This window comes from Paraburkholderia sprentiae WSM5005 (assembly GCF_001865575.2).
In the GTDB taxonomy this organism is placed as follows: domain Bacteria; phylum Pseudomonadota; class Gammaproteobacteria; order Burkholderiales; family Burkholderiaceae; genus Paraburkholderia; species Paraburkholderia sprentiae.
The window spans coordinates 1,896,693-1,912,952 of the sequence record NZ_CP017562.2 but is presented as its reverse complement, the minus strand read 5'-3'; the positions used below and the strand labels follow the sequence as shown (position 1 = coordinate 1,912,952).

Genomic DNA, 16,260 nt, shown 5'->3' with positions numbered 1-16,260 from the left:
TACTGCACGAATATCAATAGCGACAATGCGCAGGCGGCCCGTGGGGCGAAGTCGGCCGATGGTGATGGCGCATCGATGGCGGCAGCGGTCTGCATCTTCATGCGAGGTGGCTGTGCACCCGGTCCCTGCAAGACCCGCGTACTGCAGGCGCGACCTGCGAAGACTGCGCGCTTTTTCCAGCAGATGCTCGGGGGCCGTTTTGCGTTGCGAACCGCAAACAATCAGCGACCCAAGGCACGAACTATGCGCCACCTAAGGACATGTGGGCGGCAGACGCTTGCACGAGACATCTTCTTCCCGGGGGAGCCATGAAAGTCATCGGTAAAACATTTTGCGCTTCAGTTCTCGCGGTCGCCCTGTCGGCCGTAGCATACGCACAAGCCGGCGGCACCGCTGCGGGGACGGCAACGCCCGGTGCCGGCGCCGGTTTGACGAAGGCCCCGAACGGCAAGGCAGACGGTCCTCGGGATGTCACTGGCAATGGCGTCGGTGAAGCGCGCAGTAGCCGGTCGACGGGACATTCGAACCGCGGCAAGGCCAATGGTCTGAATATGGGTACCCGGAGTGGCGCGAACAGCGACGTCAACCGACCACGGAACGGCCCCGGGCAAAACAGCCAGTAGCAGTGACAGCGGGTTGCACGCGGCGTCGACACCGCTCCAGGCTCACGTCGACGCGACACCGCCGCCTTTCGACTACGCAACTGGCGATTCGCTGCCGCGATAAATGAGCGACGGACGCGCGAAGGGCCAAGCGTCGCCAGAACAGCGCAGCCGTTCTGATGGTCCAGCAGGAACCGCGCGACACTACCAGTTCCGACGGGCCTCGCGGGCCGCGCGCCACGCGTCAAGTCACTGGCGACTGTCGCGTCGTTCGGGCGCACCGTAACTTCACTGCGCTTCTGCCGTACCGCGTCCGCAGGACGCGTGTCTCTCCAGGGCGTTGTCACCTTACCGTGGCGGTCGCGTAAGATGTCGCGATGAAAAAGACGAACTCGCTCTATCACGGTCACCGCTTTCCCGCCGCAGTCATCAGTTTCGCGGTGCGTTGGTATTTCCGCTTCCAACTGAGCTTGCGCGATATCGAGGAATTGCTGTTCGAACGCGGCGTGGTGGTGAGCTACGAGACGATCCGCCGATGGTGCGACAAGTTCGGCGTGGGCTTCGCGCATCGCGTCAAGGTTGCGCGCCGCAAGCCGGGCAGCATCTGGCATCTCGATGAGATGTTCGTGACGCTGCGCGGTGAGCCATACCTGCTGTGGCGGGCCGTCGATGAGCATGGTGCCGAACTCGAGATCCTGTTGCAGAAGCGGCGTGACAAGGCTGCAGCCAAACGTTTCTTCAACCGCGTACTTCGCTCATGCCCGGTGCCGCGCAAGATCGTGACCGACCAGTTGCGCAGCTACCCGGCCGCAAAGGCCGACATTCCGGAATTGGCGAACGTCAAACACGTCTTCGTTAAAGCCGCGGCGCGCGTGAATAACCGAGCGGAGAACAGCCACCAACCTACGCGGGAACGCGAGCGTCGCATGCGGGGATTTCGCGACTGCAAACGCACGCAGGCATTCCTCTCGTGTTTCGGTCCGATACGGCAGCATTTCACGCTCAAGCGGCATCTGCTGCGTGCTTCGCTCTATCGCAAACACCTCGCGGCCCGATTCGCTGCGTGGCATGAATTCACCGACCTCACCCAGAATCCGTCGAATGCTTGCTGAGCAATGATGACCTCTGCCACCATTTCGTCTCGCTACCGGCAAGTTGACAAAGCCCGAGGTGAGCATGTCGGACATCGCACTCGGCCAGCAGCCGGCCTAGGTGGCGCGAGTAGCCAGGCACGCTGTAGTCGAAACGTTCAGCTTTGTCCGCAGCGCCGAAACCCGGCATGTCCATGGCGACGGCGCGGCCGAACCGTGCACGAAAACGACAGCCCTCGTCGGCTCCGCGCGGCCCAGCCTCCAACAGGGGAGAGCGGATCCCGTCGACGCGGACTGATGTCTCTTTCATGCGTCTCCAGGGTGGCAAATGTAAACCGACGCGAACCTGCCGGTCAGACCGGCGCGTCGGGTTGCGCAGAGCGCGCGGCGGGCTGTCGCAGATCGACCCACGCCGCCCTTACCAGAGCGCCGGGGGAAAGGAATTTGGCAGGACCGATAATGCGTGCGCCAAAGGCATGCAGATGTCTTGACGCTGCAGTGTCCTTCGCGGCAGCCGAGAAAGTGAGCCGTTCGATGGCGTTGAATCCATGCCGGCGCGCATAGTCGAGAATCAGGAAGCGATGGCCGCGGAGTTGGCGTGAAACACGTTTTGCATAACGCTGCAGCGCGGGCGAAATCGGGCGCCCCTGCCGTAGCGCGGGGGTAAGCGTGTCAACCAGCCATTCCGCCGTCTGGAATGCGAAGCCGCAACCGACGCCCCACAGGGGATCGATACTCATCAGCGCATCGCCGACGAACGCGACGTTACCGACCGCAGCTGGCCGCCACAGATTCGGATAGTCCTTGACAAGCAAGGCGTTACCGACCGGCTCGGCGGCGGACAGATCAGGGGCATCGGGAAATCCGGCCATGCTGCGCTCCAGTGCCTCGCCCGGCTCGGTGCGAAAGCCGTCGAGCTTGTCCTTGGTCGCCATGTAGGCAATCACTGTGACGCCGCCGTCGTTGGGAAACACGTAGCCGATCTCCGGACCGCGCAACCACATTTGCGAGCAGGTTCCGCGCCGCAGTGTGACGCCGCGGTAAGCGCGAATTGCGCCGAAGCGGCTGTTCTCCGAGGATGCGGGCTGGATGCCGGTGAGCGCCGCCAGCGGCGAGTTTCGCCCGTCCGCGCCAACGATCAGCGGGGCTGAGACCACGCCCGTGCGGCTCCCACCGAGCTCGACACCACTGACGACGCCGTCCTGCTTCACCAGCGCGCGCACACCGCAGCCGAACATGGTTGTGACACCTGGGGTATGCGACGTCAGTTGCCGGAGGATCGGATCAAGGGTCCGGCGCTGAATGTTGTACCCGAAGACAGGTTCACCATTCTGGTCGAGCGGCGCGACGTCACCGGTCCAGCCATAGCGGGTCCAGATATCAACGCCATTTCGCAACCCACCGGCGTCCTCAATCAACTGGTCAAGACCCAGACGCCGCAGGGTGGGCGTGGCCGACGCCTGGATGAAATGCGTGCATAACTGCTTGAAAGCCGCGATGTCGGCGTGGTGTTCCACAAGCGCGACATGCAACCCGTCCAACGCGAACAGTCGCGCGGCGGTACAGCCAGCGAGCCCTGCACCGATGATGACGACATCAAACGCTTCCTGTTGCGTCGGCGGGGCCAGTAGTGGCGCCTCATCGCCGTCGACCGTGTTGTTGTTCACCTTTCTTCTCGCCCGAACTCATGCCCGCACAAGGGGCAGACTTCAATCAGTATAGGCGGCGCTTGTGGGATGAACTATCGACAGCCAAGAAATCTGCATCGCCTGGCGAATAACAAAATTGGTCGAACTCGGCCGGTCGCGATCGTCGCAAAGCGCCCTTGGAAGGTCGTCATGCGTCGTAACCGGCGTAACGCGGCGGCGTTCCGCCTTGAGCGCGAGCAACTCACGGATCTGCCGTTAAGACGCACCACTGACTTCGTCGAGGAAGAAGCACGCGTTACACGCTGCAGCACCTTCACAGTACGCGGCATCCTGTACAGCGCGCCGTCGCGCCTGATCGGTCACCGCCTGAAGGTGCGCGTGTACGGTGACCGGCTCGACTGCTATCTGTCGGGCGCGCTGGTGCATAGCACCTCACGCGGCTCGCGTGCCGGCGACAACCGCCGCGCGCTGGATTACCGGCACTTCATTGAGAGCCTCAAACGCAAGCCACAGGCCTTCAAGGGGCTTGCGTTTCGGGACGAGCTGTTTCCGCGTGAGGCCTATCGCCGGACGTGGGATCAGCTGGAGGCGAGGCTGACGCAACGCGAAGCGTGCAAAGTCATCGTTGGATTGCTTGAACTCGCCGCGCTGGATGGCGTCGAGGCCGTCCTGGCAGCGCGCCTCAACGCATTGCTGGTTGACGGCGAGCTGCCGGATCTGAAGGCGTTGCGTGAGGAGTTGCGCCTCGTCACGCAGATTGCCCCGTCGTCAGCGTCGAGATGCCCCCCGTAAGCAGCTATGACGATCTGCTGGGCAAGGAGGTCGCATGAGCACGCCCGCTTACGATGCTGGCCGTCTTGCCTTGATGCTCAACGAACTGAGCCTGCCGACCATCGCCCGCCTGTGGCCCGAGTTTGCGGAGCGCTCCGACAAGGAGGGCTGGCAGGCCACGCGGCTGATCGGCGCACTGCTCGAACACGAACTGGCCGAGCGAGCCAAGCGGCGCATCGAACGACACCGTGCTGAGTCGCATCTGGGATCCAACCAAGACGCTTGCGACCTTCGACTTCAGCACTGACGACTTCGCCGCGAGGCAGTCGCGCGAGGTCGTGAGCCGATTGCATTGCGTCAAGGAAAATCATACTTTGCCTGCACGGATTGGCTAAGATGGCGCAGAGTCGCGCGCGCTTCGGATGATGACCAAGCCTTGCCGCCACATGATGCGCGGCGGCGTCGCGCCGGGAAAACAGAAAACGTGGTCACGCTCCCGCTCGGAGGCCATTCATGACTATTGGCGTCTATGCCACGCTGGTCGCGACGTCGCTCGTGCTACTGCTCGGCGAAAAACTCGTGCAGTGGATCGGCGTGCTACGGACCTATTCGATTCCGGCGCCGGTGGCGGGCGGTCTCATCGTCGCGGTCGGCGTGCTGCTCACGCGCATCACCGCGCACGTCGAGGTCAAGTTCGATTCGACGATCCAGGCGCCGCTGATGCTCGCGTTTTTCTCGACGATCGGTCTGAATGCGCATCTATCTAGCCTGAAGGCGGGCGGACCGGTGTTGATCCGCTTTCTCGCGCTGGTCAGCGGGTTGCTGATCCTGCAGAACGCGGTCGGCATCGCGCTCGCGTTCGCACTCGGCGTCGATCCGCTGCTTGGGATTCTCGGCGGTTCGGTCACATTGTCGGGCGGTCACGGCACCGGCGCCGCGTGGAGCCAGGTGTTCACCGAGCGTCACGGGCTGGAATCGGCGACCGAAATCGCAATCGGCTGTGCGACGTTCGGGCTCGTGATGGGCGGCGTACTCGGCGGTCCGATCGCACGGCTGCTGATGCGGCGACTTAGCGCCGACGAACTGCTGAGCGTCAAGCAGCGCGCAGAAGAAACGCTGATCTTCGAGGAGCCGAAGGCGCAGCAAGCGACCACGCCGGCCGCGATCATCACGACGCTCGCGCTGATCTCCATCTGCCTCGCGGGTGGCGAGGTGGTGGCCGACTGGATCGCGGGCACCGTGTTCGAATTGCCGACTTTCGTCTGCACGCTGTTCATCGGCGTGATCCTGAACAACGTGCTCGCGCTCGGGCGCGTGCGGATCGACCAGCACGCGGTCGCGCTGGTCGGCAACGTCGCGCTAGCGCTCTTTCTCGCCATGGCGTTGATGCGTCTCGATCTCTGGGAGCTTGCCGGGCTCGCGGTGCCGATCGTCTCGATCCTCGTTGCGCAGACACTGCTGATGGCGCTCTACGCGGTCTTCATCACATTTCCGGCGATGGGCCGCAACTATGACGCGGTCGTGTTGTGCGCGGCGCAATGCGGGCTCGGCCTCGGCGCCACGCCGACCGCGATTGCAAACATGCAGGCGATCACGAACCGCTTCGGCCATTCCCATATCGCGTTCCTGATCGTGCCGATGACGGGCGCGTTTTTCATGGACCTCGTCAACGCGATCATCATCAAACTGTTTCTCGCGCTGCCGTTTTTTCATTGAGCCGCGGTGGCATTGGCAGATCAACTCAAGCAAGCACATACCATGAGCGATCAACACAGCAACAAGCCGGTCGGCTTCGCGAAAGGCCTGACCAACTACGGCGACCGCGAGTTCAGCGTGTATCTGCGCCGCACGTTCGCGAGTTCGATGGGCTATAGCCGCGAGATGCTGGACCGGCCGATCGTCGGCATCGCACATTCGGCGAGCGGCTTCAATAACTGTCACCGGCATTTCCCCGAGATGATCGAGGCGGTCAAGCGCGGCGTGCTTGCGGCCGGTGGTCTGCCGATCGAGTTTCCGACCATCTCGCTCGGCGAGACGTTCCTGACGCCGACGAGCCTGAAGTTCCGCAACCTGATGTCGATGGACGTCGAGGAAATGACGCGCGCGCAGCCGATGGACTCGGTCGTGCTACTCGGCGGCTGCGACAAGACCGTGCCCGCGCAGCTGATGGGCGCGGCCTCCGCGAATCTGCCCGCGGTGCAACTGGTTGCGGGGCCGATGTCGACCAGCCGGCATCGCGGCGAGCGGCTCGGCGCGTGCACCGATTGCCGGCGCTTCTGGGCCAGATTCCGCGCGGCGGAAATCGATGCGCAGGAAATTGATATCGTCGAACGGCGGCTCGCGTCGACCGCGGGCACCTGCGCCGTGATGGGCACCGCGAGCACGATGGCGATCATCGCTGAAACGCTCGGCATGATGCCCGCGAACAGCGCCGCGTGTCCCGCGGTCGATGCGGACCGTCTGCGCATAGCGGAAGAAACGGGACGCGTCGCATTCGATCTGATCGCGAAGCCCATCCTGCCGAGCGAGATCATCACCGCGCGGTCGGTCGAGAATGCGCTGCGCGTACTGCTCGCGATCGGTGGCTCGACGAACGCGATGATTCATTTGACCGCGATCGCGGGTCGTGTCGGCGTGAAGGTCGATCTGCGGCGGCTGAACGAACTGAGCGACACCACGCCGGTGCTCGTCAACCTGAAGCCGACCGGCGATCACTATATGGAAGACCTGTACGCGGCGGGCGGCGTGCCGGCGATCCTGCGCGAGATCAAGCATCTGCTGCATCTCGATTGCCGCACCGTGACCGGTGAAACGCTCGGCGAGCGGTTGCGCGACGTGAGCTGGGTCGATCATACGGTGGTGCGGCCGTACGCGCAGCCGGTGCGCGAGAGTGGCGGCCTCGTCGCGCTGTTCGGCAACCTCGCGCCGCGCGGCGCGCTATTGAAGCGTTCGGCGGCCGATCCGAAGCTGTTCGAGAAGGAAGGGCGCGCGGTCGTGTTCGAATCGCTCGAAGACCTGGCGAAGCGCATCGACAGCGACGAGCTCGATGTGAGCGCCGACGATTTTCTGGTGCTGCAAAACGCGGGTCCCACCAGCGAATCGGCGATGCCCGAAGCCGGTTATCTACCGATTCCGGCGAAGCTCGCGCGCGCCGGCGTCAAGGACATGGTGCGGATGTCGGACGCGCGCATGAGCGGCACGGCGTATGGCACCATCGTGCTGCACATCACGCCCGATGCGGCATCGGGCGGCCCGCTCGGGCTCGTGCGCAACGGCGATCGCATTCGCTTGAGCGTTGCGAATCGCTCGCTCCAATTGCTCGTGCCGGACGAAGAACTCGAGCGGCGCCGCGCCGCGTTGCCGGCGCGAACGCAGGCGCCGGCGAAGCGCGGCTATGCGAAGTTGTACGAGCAGGAAATTCTGCAGGCCGATGAAGGTTGCGACTTCCAGTTTCTCAAGTGAGCGAGCTCCCATCAACGAACAGGATTGACACGGTCATGAGCGATCAACGACACCCCGCACCCGACAGCACCGCCGCGCGCGTCGCGTTATGGCGTGCGCTGCACGTGCAGGCCGATGCGCCGCCGCACGTGCTCGAAGACGAAGTCGGCTTGCAGTTGCTGGCACCCGCCGAAGACTGGCGCAGCCGCGGCGACATGGACCCGCGGTTCACGCGGCCGTTTCGCGCATCGATCGTCGCGCGCGCACGCTTTATCGAGGATCTGGTCGTCGAACAGGCCGGGCGCGGTGTGGGTCAATACGTGATTCTCGGCGCCGGTCTCGACAGCTTCGCGCAACGCCGGACCGACATCGCGTCGCGGCTCACCGTGTTCGAAGTCGATCCGCCGGGACCGCAAAAATGGAAGCGTCAGCGGCTGAGCGAGCTTGGTTTCGGTGTACCGGACTGGCTGCGTTTCGTGCCGGTCGACTTCGAAGCGGGCGATAGCTGGCGGCAGCGTCTCGTCGCCGAAGGGTTCGACGAAAGCAGGCCGGCCGTCGTCGTATCGACCGGCGTCAGCATGTATCTGACGAAGGAGGCGAACGCGGCGACGCTGCGCGACGTGGCTGGGCTCGCGCGTGGCTCGACGTTCGCGATGACGTTTTTGTTGCCGCTGGAGATGGCGGACCCGGACGTGCGCCCCGGACTCGACATGGCGGAGAAGGGCGCGCGTGCGAGCGGTACGCCGTTCGTCAGCTTCTTTACGCCGCAGCAGATGATCGCAATGGCGCATGAAGCCGGATTTGACGAGGCGCGGCATGTGTCCGCGGCCGATCTGACGCAGCGCTACTTCGCGGGTCGCACGGATGGGCTGCGCCCGCCGGCCAATGCCGAGGAATTGCTGGTGGCGAACAGTTAGGGGCTTGTGCGGTGTGTGATCCGGCGACGGCACAAAGCGCGTTCTCACGCCGGCGGCTGAGTCTTGAATGCGCAATCGCTTCCCCCGCGCGGCTATAATCGCGCTCGAATCTGCCCAGGGAAGTCTACTCATGAAAAAGATCGCTGCCTTCGCACTCGTCGCCTGTGCACTCGCTGCCTGCTCGTCCCCGGAAAAGCAGGCGCAGCGCGTCCAACAGGAGATCCTTCATAGCGAACCGAACCTCGCCGCCGCGCAACGCGACGCGGTGATCGATTGCACGCCGGCCAATTGCGATGCCGCCTGGGCGGCGACCAAGCGCTATATCGAGCAGCATTCCGACACGCACGTGATCCGCGCGGATGCGATCGCGATCGATACCGACGTGCCCGACGATTCGGGCAAAGCCGCTTTCTCGGCGACCCGCGCGGACAAGAGCACGGGCGGCGCGACGCTCTCGCTGTTCGCGCAGTGCCGCGGCATGTATGGGCCCGACAGCGAGAAGGGCTCCGACTATGACGAGTGCGCCGACAAAATCCTGAAGACTCAGAACGGATACGTGCCGTACCTTCGCTCGCACGCGTCGGCGCAGTAGGCGCCAGGCTACCGACACCGCGCGACCCAATCGCTGACACTCACCTAACGATTCGCTGAACCATCGCCACGACGCGACGCGACGCGCTATGCTGATGCGTCTTCGCCTCGCGGAACGACCTCATGCACGCTCCTGGCGCCACCGTGCCGATCTCGCTCGTCAATGGTTTCCTCGGCAGCGTCGGGACGCGGCAGGATATCGTCGACCGGCATCTGTCGGCCGCGAACATCCCGCGTGCGCTGCTGGACCAGCCTGGGGCGCGCGTCACCGAGGAACAGTTCTCGACGCTCTATCGCGCGCTCGCGATTGAACTCGACGATGAAATGCCGGGCGTCTTCTCGCGGCCGCTGCGCAGCGGCGCGCTCAAGTTTCTGTGCCTGAGCCTGCTGGACGCGCCCAATCTCGAAACCGCGATGCACCGGTTCAGCCAGTTCTTTCATCTCGTGCTCGACGACTTCCGCTTCGAGTCGCGCCGGGGAGAGCTCGTCGCGAGTCTGACGCTGCAGCCAGGAAGCTCGGGGGCACAGCCCGGCGTACTGGGCCAGGAATTGATGCTGAAACTGGCCCATGGGATTGCGTCGTGGCTCATCGGCCAGCGGATCGCGTTGTTGCAGGTGCAGTTCGCCTTTCCCCGTCCGCCTCACGCGCTCGAGTATCTGTATCTGTTTCCCGGACCGGCGAAGTTCGACTGCCCTCAGACCTCGATGCAGTTCAGCAGTACCTATTTCGACATGCCCGTGCGCCAGCGCAAGGCGAACCTGCGCAGGTTTCTCGCTCGCGCGCCCGAAGACTGGATCTTCGTGTCGTTCAACGAGCAGCTTTTCAGTCATCGCGTGCGGGAATATCTCGCGTCCCGGCTGCCCGACGTCCCGACCATCGAAGAGGCGGCCGAAGGCCTGCACTGTTCGGTCAGAACGCTGTGCCGCCATCTCGCCGCCGAGGGCACCGCGTTTCAGGTGCTCAAGGACGAACTGCGCCGTGACATCGCGATCCAGCGACTGACAGGCACGCGCGAGCCCATCGCCATCATTGCGGGCGACGTCGGCTTCGGCGACCCCACCGCGTTCCACAGAGCGTTCCGTCACTGGACGGGCAGCACGCCGGCGGCCTATCGCCGGGGTGGCTGATCTCGCCATATCAATGCGTCGGCGACACGCGCCGACGCGGCTCCGACGCGCCACCCACCCCCTCCGGCGTGGCCAGACATGTCAATAGATCGTCCGGTTTGGACAACCGGATAGAACCTCTCCGGCGCTACGATTCATCCCTACGTTACCCCGGCCGCAGCGCCGCAAGATGGGTGACATTCCCTACGTACTATCTGATCGGAAGAATGGCAATGAGCTACGTCGCGCCTCTCAAGGACATGTTGTTTGCAATGACGGAACTGGCCGGCATCGACCAACTGTCGGGCTTGCCCGGCTGCGAGGACGCGACCGCCGACACCGCGCGGGCCGTGCTCGAAGAGGCCGCGCGGCTGCACGAGGGCGTGCTTGCGCCGCTGAACGTCGACGGCGACCGCAGCCCGAGCACCTGGAAGGACGGCGCGGTGAGCGCTACGTCCGGTTTCAAGGACGCGTTCCGGCAGTTCACCGAAGGCGGCTGGCAGGGTTTGCAACATCCGTCTGAATACGGCGGTCAGGACCTGCCCAAGCTGCTGTCGACGCCCTGCATCGAAATGCTCAACGCCGCCAACCTGTCACTGGGACTATGTCCGCTGTTGACCGACGGCGCGATCGAAGCGCTGCTGACGGCGGGTAGCGAAGAGCAGAAGCAACGCTACGTGCCGAAGCTGATCTCAGGCGAGTGGACCGGCACGATGAATCTGACCGAGCCGCAAGCCGGCTCCGATCTCGCGCTCGTGCGCACCCGCGCCGAGCCGCAAGCCGACGGCTCGTACCGGATCTTCGGCACGAAGATTTTCATTACCTGGGGCGAGCACGACATGACCGAGAACATCGTGCATCTGGTGCTCGCACGCGCATCCAACGCGCCCGAAGGCGTGAAAGGCATTTCGCTGTTCCTCGTGCCGAAGTTCCTCGTCAATGAAGACGGCTCGCTCGGCGAGCGCAACGACGTTCACTGTGTATCGATCGAACACAAGCTCGGTATCAAGGCGAGCCCGACCGCGGTGCTGCAGTTCGGCGATCACGGCGGCGCGATCGGGCAGCTCGTCGGTGAGGAGAACCGCGGTCTGGAGTACATGTTCATCATGATGAATGCTGCGCGCTTCGCCGTGGGGGTGCAGGGTGTGGCCATCTCGGATCGCGCGTACCAGCAGGCCGTCGCGTATGCGAAGGAGCGGGTGCAGAGCCGCCCCGTCGATGGATCGGCGAAGCAGCCGGTCGCGATCATCCAGCACCCGGACGTGCGGCGGATGCTCTCGACCATGCGCGCGCTGACCGAAGGCGCACGCGCGCTGGCCTACGTGGCGGCGTCGCATTGCGATCTCGCGCATCGTCATCCGGACGAGGCGACGCGGGCGCAGCATCAGGCGATCTACGAATACCTGGTGCCGATCGCGAAGGGCTGGAGCACAGAGATGTCGCTGGAGGTGACGAGCCTGGGTGTGCAGGTGCATGGCGGCATGGGCTTCATCGAGGAAACCGGCGCCGCGCAGTACTACCGCGACGCACGCATTCTGCCGATCTACGAAGGCACGACGGCGATCCAGGCGAACGACCTCGTCGGCCGCAAGACCATGCGCGACAACGGCGAGGTGGCCGGGTTGCTGCTCGGGCAGATCGACATGACATTGGCCGGACTGCAAGCGCATGCCTCGTACCATTCGAGCGCCGCCTTTCAGGCGATGCACCGGCATCTGTCCGCCGGCCGCCAGTCATTGAACAGCGCGGTGCGCTACGTCATCGAGCACGTCAAAAGCGACCCGAACGCGGTGTTCGCGGGCAGTGTCTCCTATCTGATGCTCGCGGGCATCGTGCTCGCGGGTTGGCAAGTCGCACGGTCGCTCGTGCTCGCGGCCGACAAACGCGACGAAGATCCGGCTTTCTATGACGCGAAGATCGCGACCGCGCACAGCTACGCGACCCAGGTGCTGCCTCGTGCAGTCGCGCTCGAAGCGGCGATTTGCGGCGCTCGCGACGGTGAAGGCGCATTGGCGCTGCGCGAAGACCAGTTTTGATCGATCAAGAGACGTGATGTGCCATTTAAAGCGGTAGGGCTCGGCCCTATCGATATGGAAGGAGAGTGTTGTGAGAGTTCTTGTAGCAGTCAAGCGAGTGGTCGACTACAACGTGAAGGTCCGCGTGAAATCGGACGGCACGGGCGTCGACATCGCGAACGTGAAAATGTCGATGAACCCGTTCGACGAAATCGCGGTGGAAGAAGCCGTGCGTCTGAAGGAAGCGGGCGTCGCGACCGAAGTGATCGCGGTATCGGCCGGTGTGACGCAGGCGCAGGAAACGCTGCGCACCGCGCTCGCCATCGGCGCGGACCGCGCGATCCTGATCGAGTCGAACGAAGACCTGCAGCCGCTCGCGGTCGCCAAGCTGCTCAAGGCGCTGGTCGACAGGGAACAGCCGCAGCTGGTGATTCTCGGCAAGCAGGCCATCGACGACGATTCGAACCAGACCGGCCAGATGCTCGCCGCGCTCGCGAACCTGCCGCAGGCGACCTTCGCGTCGAAGGTGGTGGTTGCAGACGGCAAGGCAACGGTGTCGCGTGAAGTGGACGGCGGCGCCGAGACGCTATCGCTGAAACTGCCCGCTGTGATCACCACCGACCTGCGCCTGAACGAGCCGCGCTACGTGACGCTGCCGAACATCATGAAGGCGAAGAAAAAGCCGCTGGAAACGCTCAGGCCCGAAGAGCTCGGCGTCGATGTCACGCCGCGTCTGAAGACGCTGAAAGTCGCCGAGCCGCCGAAGCGCGCCGCCGGTGTGAAGGTGCCGGACGTGAAGACGCTGGTCGGGAAGCTGAAGAGCGAAGCCAAGGTGCTGTGAGGAGACAGGGCAAATGACGAATCTGGTAATCGCAGAACACGACAATGCGTCGATCAAGGCCGCGACGCTGAACACGATCGCGGCGGCACAGAAGATTGGCGGTGATATCCACGTGCTGGTCGCAGGTCACAACGCGCAGGCCGCAGCAGACGCAGCCGCGAAAATCGCCGGCGTCGGTAAAGTGCTGCTCGCCGACGCGCCGCAACTGGCCGAAGGCCTCGCGGAAAACGTCGAAGCGACGGTGTTGACGCTGGTGCAGGATGCGGCGAAGCACTACACGCACATCCTCGCGCCGGCCACCGCCTACGGCAAGAACATCGCGCCGCGTATCGCCGCGAAGCTCGACGTCGCGCAGATCAGCGACATCACGGCAGTGGATAGCGCCGACACGTTCGAGCGTCCGATCTACGCAGGCAATGCGATCGCGATCGTGCAATCGGCTGATCCGATCAAGGTCATCACCGTGCGGACCACCGGTTTCGACGCAGTGGCGGCGGAAGGCGGCAGCGCAGCGGTCGAGAAGATCGAGGCGGCAGCCGACGCAGGCATCTCGCAGTTCGTGAGCCGCGAAGTGACGAAGCTCGACCGTCCGGAACTGACGAGTGCGAAGATCATCGTGTCGGGTGGCCGGGGTCTGGGCAGCGGCGAGAACTACACGAAGGTGCTGGAACCGCTGGCCGACAAGCTTGGCGCGGCGCTCGGCGCGTCGCGCGCGGCCGTCGATGCGGGCTTCGTGCCGAACGACTATCAGGTCGGCCAGACGGGCAAGATCGTCGCGCCGCAACTGTATGTCGCGGTGGGCATCTCGGGTGCGATCCAGCACCTCGCGGGCATGAAAGATTCGAAGGTGATCGTCGCGATCAACAAGGACGAAGAAGCGCCGATTTTCAGCGTCGCGGATTACGGTCTCGTTGGCGATCTGTTCACTGTCGTGCCGGAACTCGAGCACGCTCTGGGCTAACCGCATCCAGCACAGGGCAAACACCTGCCCAGCAAGTGGAACAATCATGAATGAGCTTAACGGATACGATTTCGAAGACCTGCGACCGGGCATGAGCGCCCATTTCGCCAAGACCATCACGGAGGCGGACATTCTGCTGTTCGCGGGCGCGTCGGGCGACATCAACGCGGTGCACATCAACGAGCAGTTTGCGCAAACGACACCTTTCAAGGGGCGCATCGCTCACGGGATGCTGACCGCGAGCATCATCTCCGCGGCGATCGCGGGGCGGCTGCCTGGCCCGGGCACGATCTACCTCGGTCAGACCCTGCGTTTCAAGGCGCCGGTTCGACCCGGCGACACCGTTCAGGCCGAAGTGACCGTCAAGGAACTGATTCACGACAAGCGCCGCGTGGTGCTGTCCACCGTTTGCACGGTCGGCGGCAAGGTGGTGATCGAAGGCGACGCCGTGGTGATGCCGACCTCGTGCGCCGACCGCGTCGAGGCGAGCGCGGTTTGCGCCGTCGCCAACAGATGACAGGGAGTCGGCCATGAGAATGCCATTTAGCATGCCACACGAGTTGTCCACGGGCTGGGTCAACGCCGGCTTCGATTTCTGGCGCATTTCGCCCGTCATGGATGGACAGGTTACGACGGCGCTCGACGCCGAGCGCGCTGACATCGATACCAACGGACTCTTCGCGCGAGGCACCGCGACGCACGCGAGCACCCAGTACCTGCAGCAGCAGGCGGAACTGTGGGGCGACGCCGTCGCCGGATTGATCGGCGCGCGGCCGGCATTGAAGTCGGTCGCCGAGCCGGAGCACGGAGACCGGCGGTTTCACGATGGCGACTGGTCCAGCAATGGCTGGTACAGCCTTCTGAAACAGAGCTATCTGATCAATGCCCGGGCGCTCGCGGAACTCGTCGAGGCGAGCGCGCTCGATGAAAAGGGCAAGCACAAGCTGCGCTTTTTCACGCGTCAGTTCATCGACTTCGCGAGCCCCGCGAATTTCGCCGTGACGAATCCCGAGGTCATCCGGGCGGCGGTGGAATCGGGCGGATCGAGTCTGCTCGCGGGCTTGACGCATCTGCTCGACGACGTGGGCAACGGCTCGATTTCGATCACCGATCAAAGCGCGTTCGAAGTGGGCCGCAGCGTTGCCACATCGAGCGGCGCGGTGGTCTATGAAAATGATCTGTTCCAGCTGATCCAGTACGCGCCGCTGACGCCGACGGTGGCTGCAAGACCGCTCCTGATCGTTCCTCCGTGTATCAACAAGTTCTACATTCTGGATCTTCAGCCGGAAAACTCCTTCGTGCGCTTCGGCTGCGAGCAGGGGCTGACCGTGTTCGTGGTGTCCTGGCGCAATCCGCAGCAGGACATGGCGCAGACCACATGGGACGCCTACCTCGAGGACGGCGTGATGCAGGCGATCAGCGTCGCGCGTGCGATCAGCCGGGCCGACAAGATCAACGCATTAGGCTGGTGCGTGGGCGGCACGATGCTGTCGTCGGCGCTGGCGATCATGCGTGCGAACGGCGACGACTCCGTCGCGAGCCTGACGCTGTTGACGGCGCTGCTCGACTTCAGCGACCCGGGTGATCTCGGCGTCTTCATCGACGAGCAGGGCGTGTCGATGCGCGAGCAGACGATCGGCGGCGGTGGCCTTTATCCCGGGCGCGAACTCGGCTTCGTCTTCCAGTCGCTGCGTGCCAACGATCTGATCTGGCCGTATGTCGTGAATAACTACCTGAAAGGCAAAACCCCGGCTGCGTTCGATCTGCTGTACTGGAACGCGGACACGACCAATTTGCCCGGCCCGATGTACAGCTACTATCTGCGCAACATGTACCTCGAAAACAGTCTGCGCGTGCCGAACAAACTGACGTGTTGCGATACGCCCGTCGATCTCGGCAACATCGATATGCCGAGCTATCTGATGGCGGCCGACGAAGATCACATCGTGCCGTGGCGATCCGCGTATCGATCCACGCAGTTACTGGGCGGTCAAACCGAGTTCGTGCTGGGGGCAAGCGGCCATATTGCGGGTGTGATCAATCCGGCGTCGAAGAACAAACGCAGCTACTGGACCAACGATACCTGCGACGAGACTGCCGACGGCTGGCGCGCAACGGCGGTACAGCGGCGCGGCAGCTGGTGGAATCACTGGATAGACTGGGTCAAACAGCATTCCGGCGAACAGATCGAGGCGCGTGCGAAGCTCGGCAATCGAAAGTACAAGACCATCGAGAGCGCGCCGGGCCGGTATGTGAAGCTTCGTGCCGCATGAC

12 protein-coding genes and 2 pseudogenes are annotated in these 16,260 nt (G+C 63.9%); 13 read left to right on the top strand and 1 reads right to left on the bottom strand.

Annotated elements, in window-relative coordinates; all coding sequences use genetic code 11:
- Nucleotides 1–979: 979 nt before the first annotated feature.
- Nucleotides 980–1,714: an IS6 family transposase gene (locus BJG93_RS25455; protein WP_027194100.1), complete on the top strand. Its 735-nt coding sequence runs from the start codon at nt 980–982 to the stop codon at nt 1,712–1,714.
- A gap of 332 nt (nt 1,715–2,046) precedes the next feature.
- Here the strand turns inward: BJG93_RS25455 and BJG93_RS25450 are convergent, their stop codons facing one another.
- Complete coding sequence (locus tag BJG93_RS25450; protein ID WP_051374154.1) at nt 2,047–3,360, bottom strand: NAD(P)/FAD-dependent oxidoreductase; 1,314 nt, start codon at nt 3,358–3,360, stop codon at nt 2,047–2,049.
- 165 nt (nt 3,361–3,525) lie between these two features.
- On the opposite strand from BJG93_RS25450, the pseudogene BJG93_RS25445 reads away from it, so the two are divergent.
- From BJG93_RS25445 to phaC, 12 genes and pseudogenes are all read left to right on the top strand, one after another.
- A pseudogene (locus tag BJG93_RS25445) lies at nt 3,526–4,172 on the top strand (Mu transposase domain-containing protein); the annotation flags it as partial.
- Nucleotides 4,169–4,415: pseudogene (locus BJG93_RS25440) on the top strand (ATP-binding protein); the annotation flags it as partial. The pseudogenes BJG93_RS25445 and BJG93_RS25440, both read left to right, overlap by 4 nt.
- 211 nt (nt 4,416–4,626) lie before the next feature.
- Complete coding sequence (gene gltS, locus BJG93_RS25435; RefSeq protein WP_027194098.1) at nt 4,627–5,829, top strand: sodium/glutamate symporter; 1,203 nt, start codon at nt 4,627–4,629, stop codon at nt 5,827–5,829.
- A gap of 42 nt (nt 5,830–5,871) precedes the next feature.
- The gene (locus BJG93_RS25430) at nt 5,872–7,575 is read left to right on the top strand and encodes a dihydroxy-acid dehydratase (RefSeq protein ID WP_027194097.1); all 1,704 of its coding nucleotides are present in this window, start codon (nt 5,872–5,874) and stop codon (nt 7,573–7,575) included.
- Nucleotides 7,576–7,610: 35 nt separating this feature from the next.
- Nucleotides 7,611–8,471 carry a class I SAM-dependent methyltransferase gene (locus BJG93_RS25425; RefSeq protein WP_027194096.1) on the top strand — a complete coding sequence of 287 codons (861 nt, stop codon included), beginning with the start codon at nt 7,611–7,613 and terminating at the stop codon, nt 8,469–8,471.
- Nucleotides 8,472–8,601: 130 nt separating this feature from the next.
- Nucleotides 8,602–9,063, top strand: a complete 462-nt coding sequence (locus BJG93_RS25420) for a hypothetical protein (protein WP_027194095.1) — start codon at nt 8,602–8,604, stop codon at nt 9,061–9,063.
- 122 nt (nt 9,064–9,185) lie between these two features.
- Nucleotides 9,186–10,190, top strand: a complete 1,005-nt coding sequence (locus BJG93_RS25415; RefSeq protein ID WP_027194094.1) for an AraC family transcriptional regulator — start codon at nt 9,186–9,188, stop codon at nt 10,188–10,190.
- Nucleotides 10,191–10,402: 212 nt separating this feature from the next.
- Entirely contained in the window at nt 10,403–12,205 is a 1,803-nt protein-coding gene (locus BJG93_RS25410; RefSeq protein WP_027194093.1) for an acyl-CoA dehydrogenase, read from the top strand.
- A gap of 70 nt (nt 12,206–12,275) precedes the next feature.
- Nucleotides 12,276–13,025: an electron transfer flavoprotein subunit beta/FixA family protein gene (locus BJG93_RS25405; RefSeq protein ID WP_027194092.1), complete on the top strand. Its 750-nt coding sequence runs from the start codon at nt 12,276–12,278 to the stop codon at nt 13,023–13,025.
- A 13-nt stretch (nt 13,026–13,038) separates the two neighbouring features.
- Nucleotides 13,039–13,986 carry an electron transfer flavoprotein subunit alpha/FixB family protein gene (locus BJG93_RS25400; RefSeq protein WP_027194091.1) on the top strand — a complete coding sequence of 316 codons (948 nt, stop codon included), beginning with the start codon at nt 13,039–13,041 and terminating at the stop codon, nt 13,984–13,986.
- A gap of 46 nt (nt 13,987–14,032) precedes the next feature.
- Nucleotides 14,033–14,503: a MaoC family dehydratase gene (locus BJG93_RS25395; protein WP_027194090.1), complete on the top strand. Its 471-nt coding sequence runs from the start codon at nt 14,033–14,035 to the stop codon at nt 14,501–14,503.
- Nucleotides 14,504–14,516: 13 nt separating this feature from the next.
- Nucleotides 14,517–16,259, top strand: a complete 1,743-nt coding sequence (gene phaC, locus BJG93_RS25390; RefSeq protein WP_027194089.1) for a class I poly(R)-hydroxyalkanoic acid synthase — start codon at nt 14,517–14,519, stop codon at nt 16,257–16,259.
- The last annotated feature ends 1 nt before the right edge of the window (nt 16,260 follow it).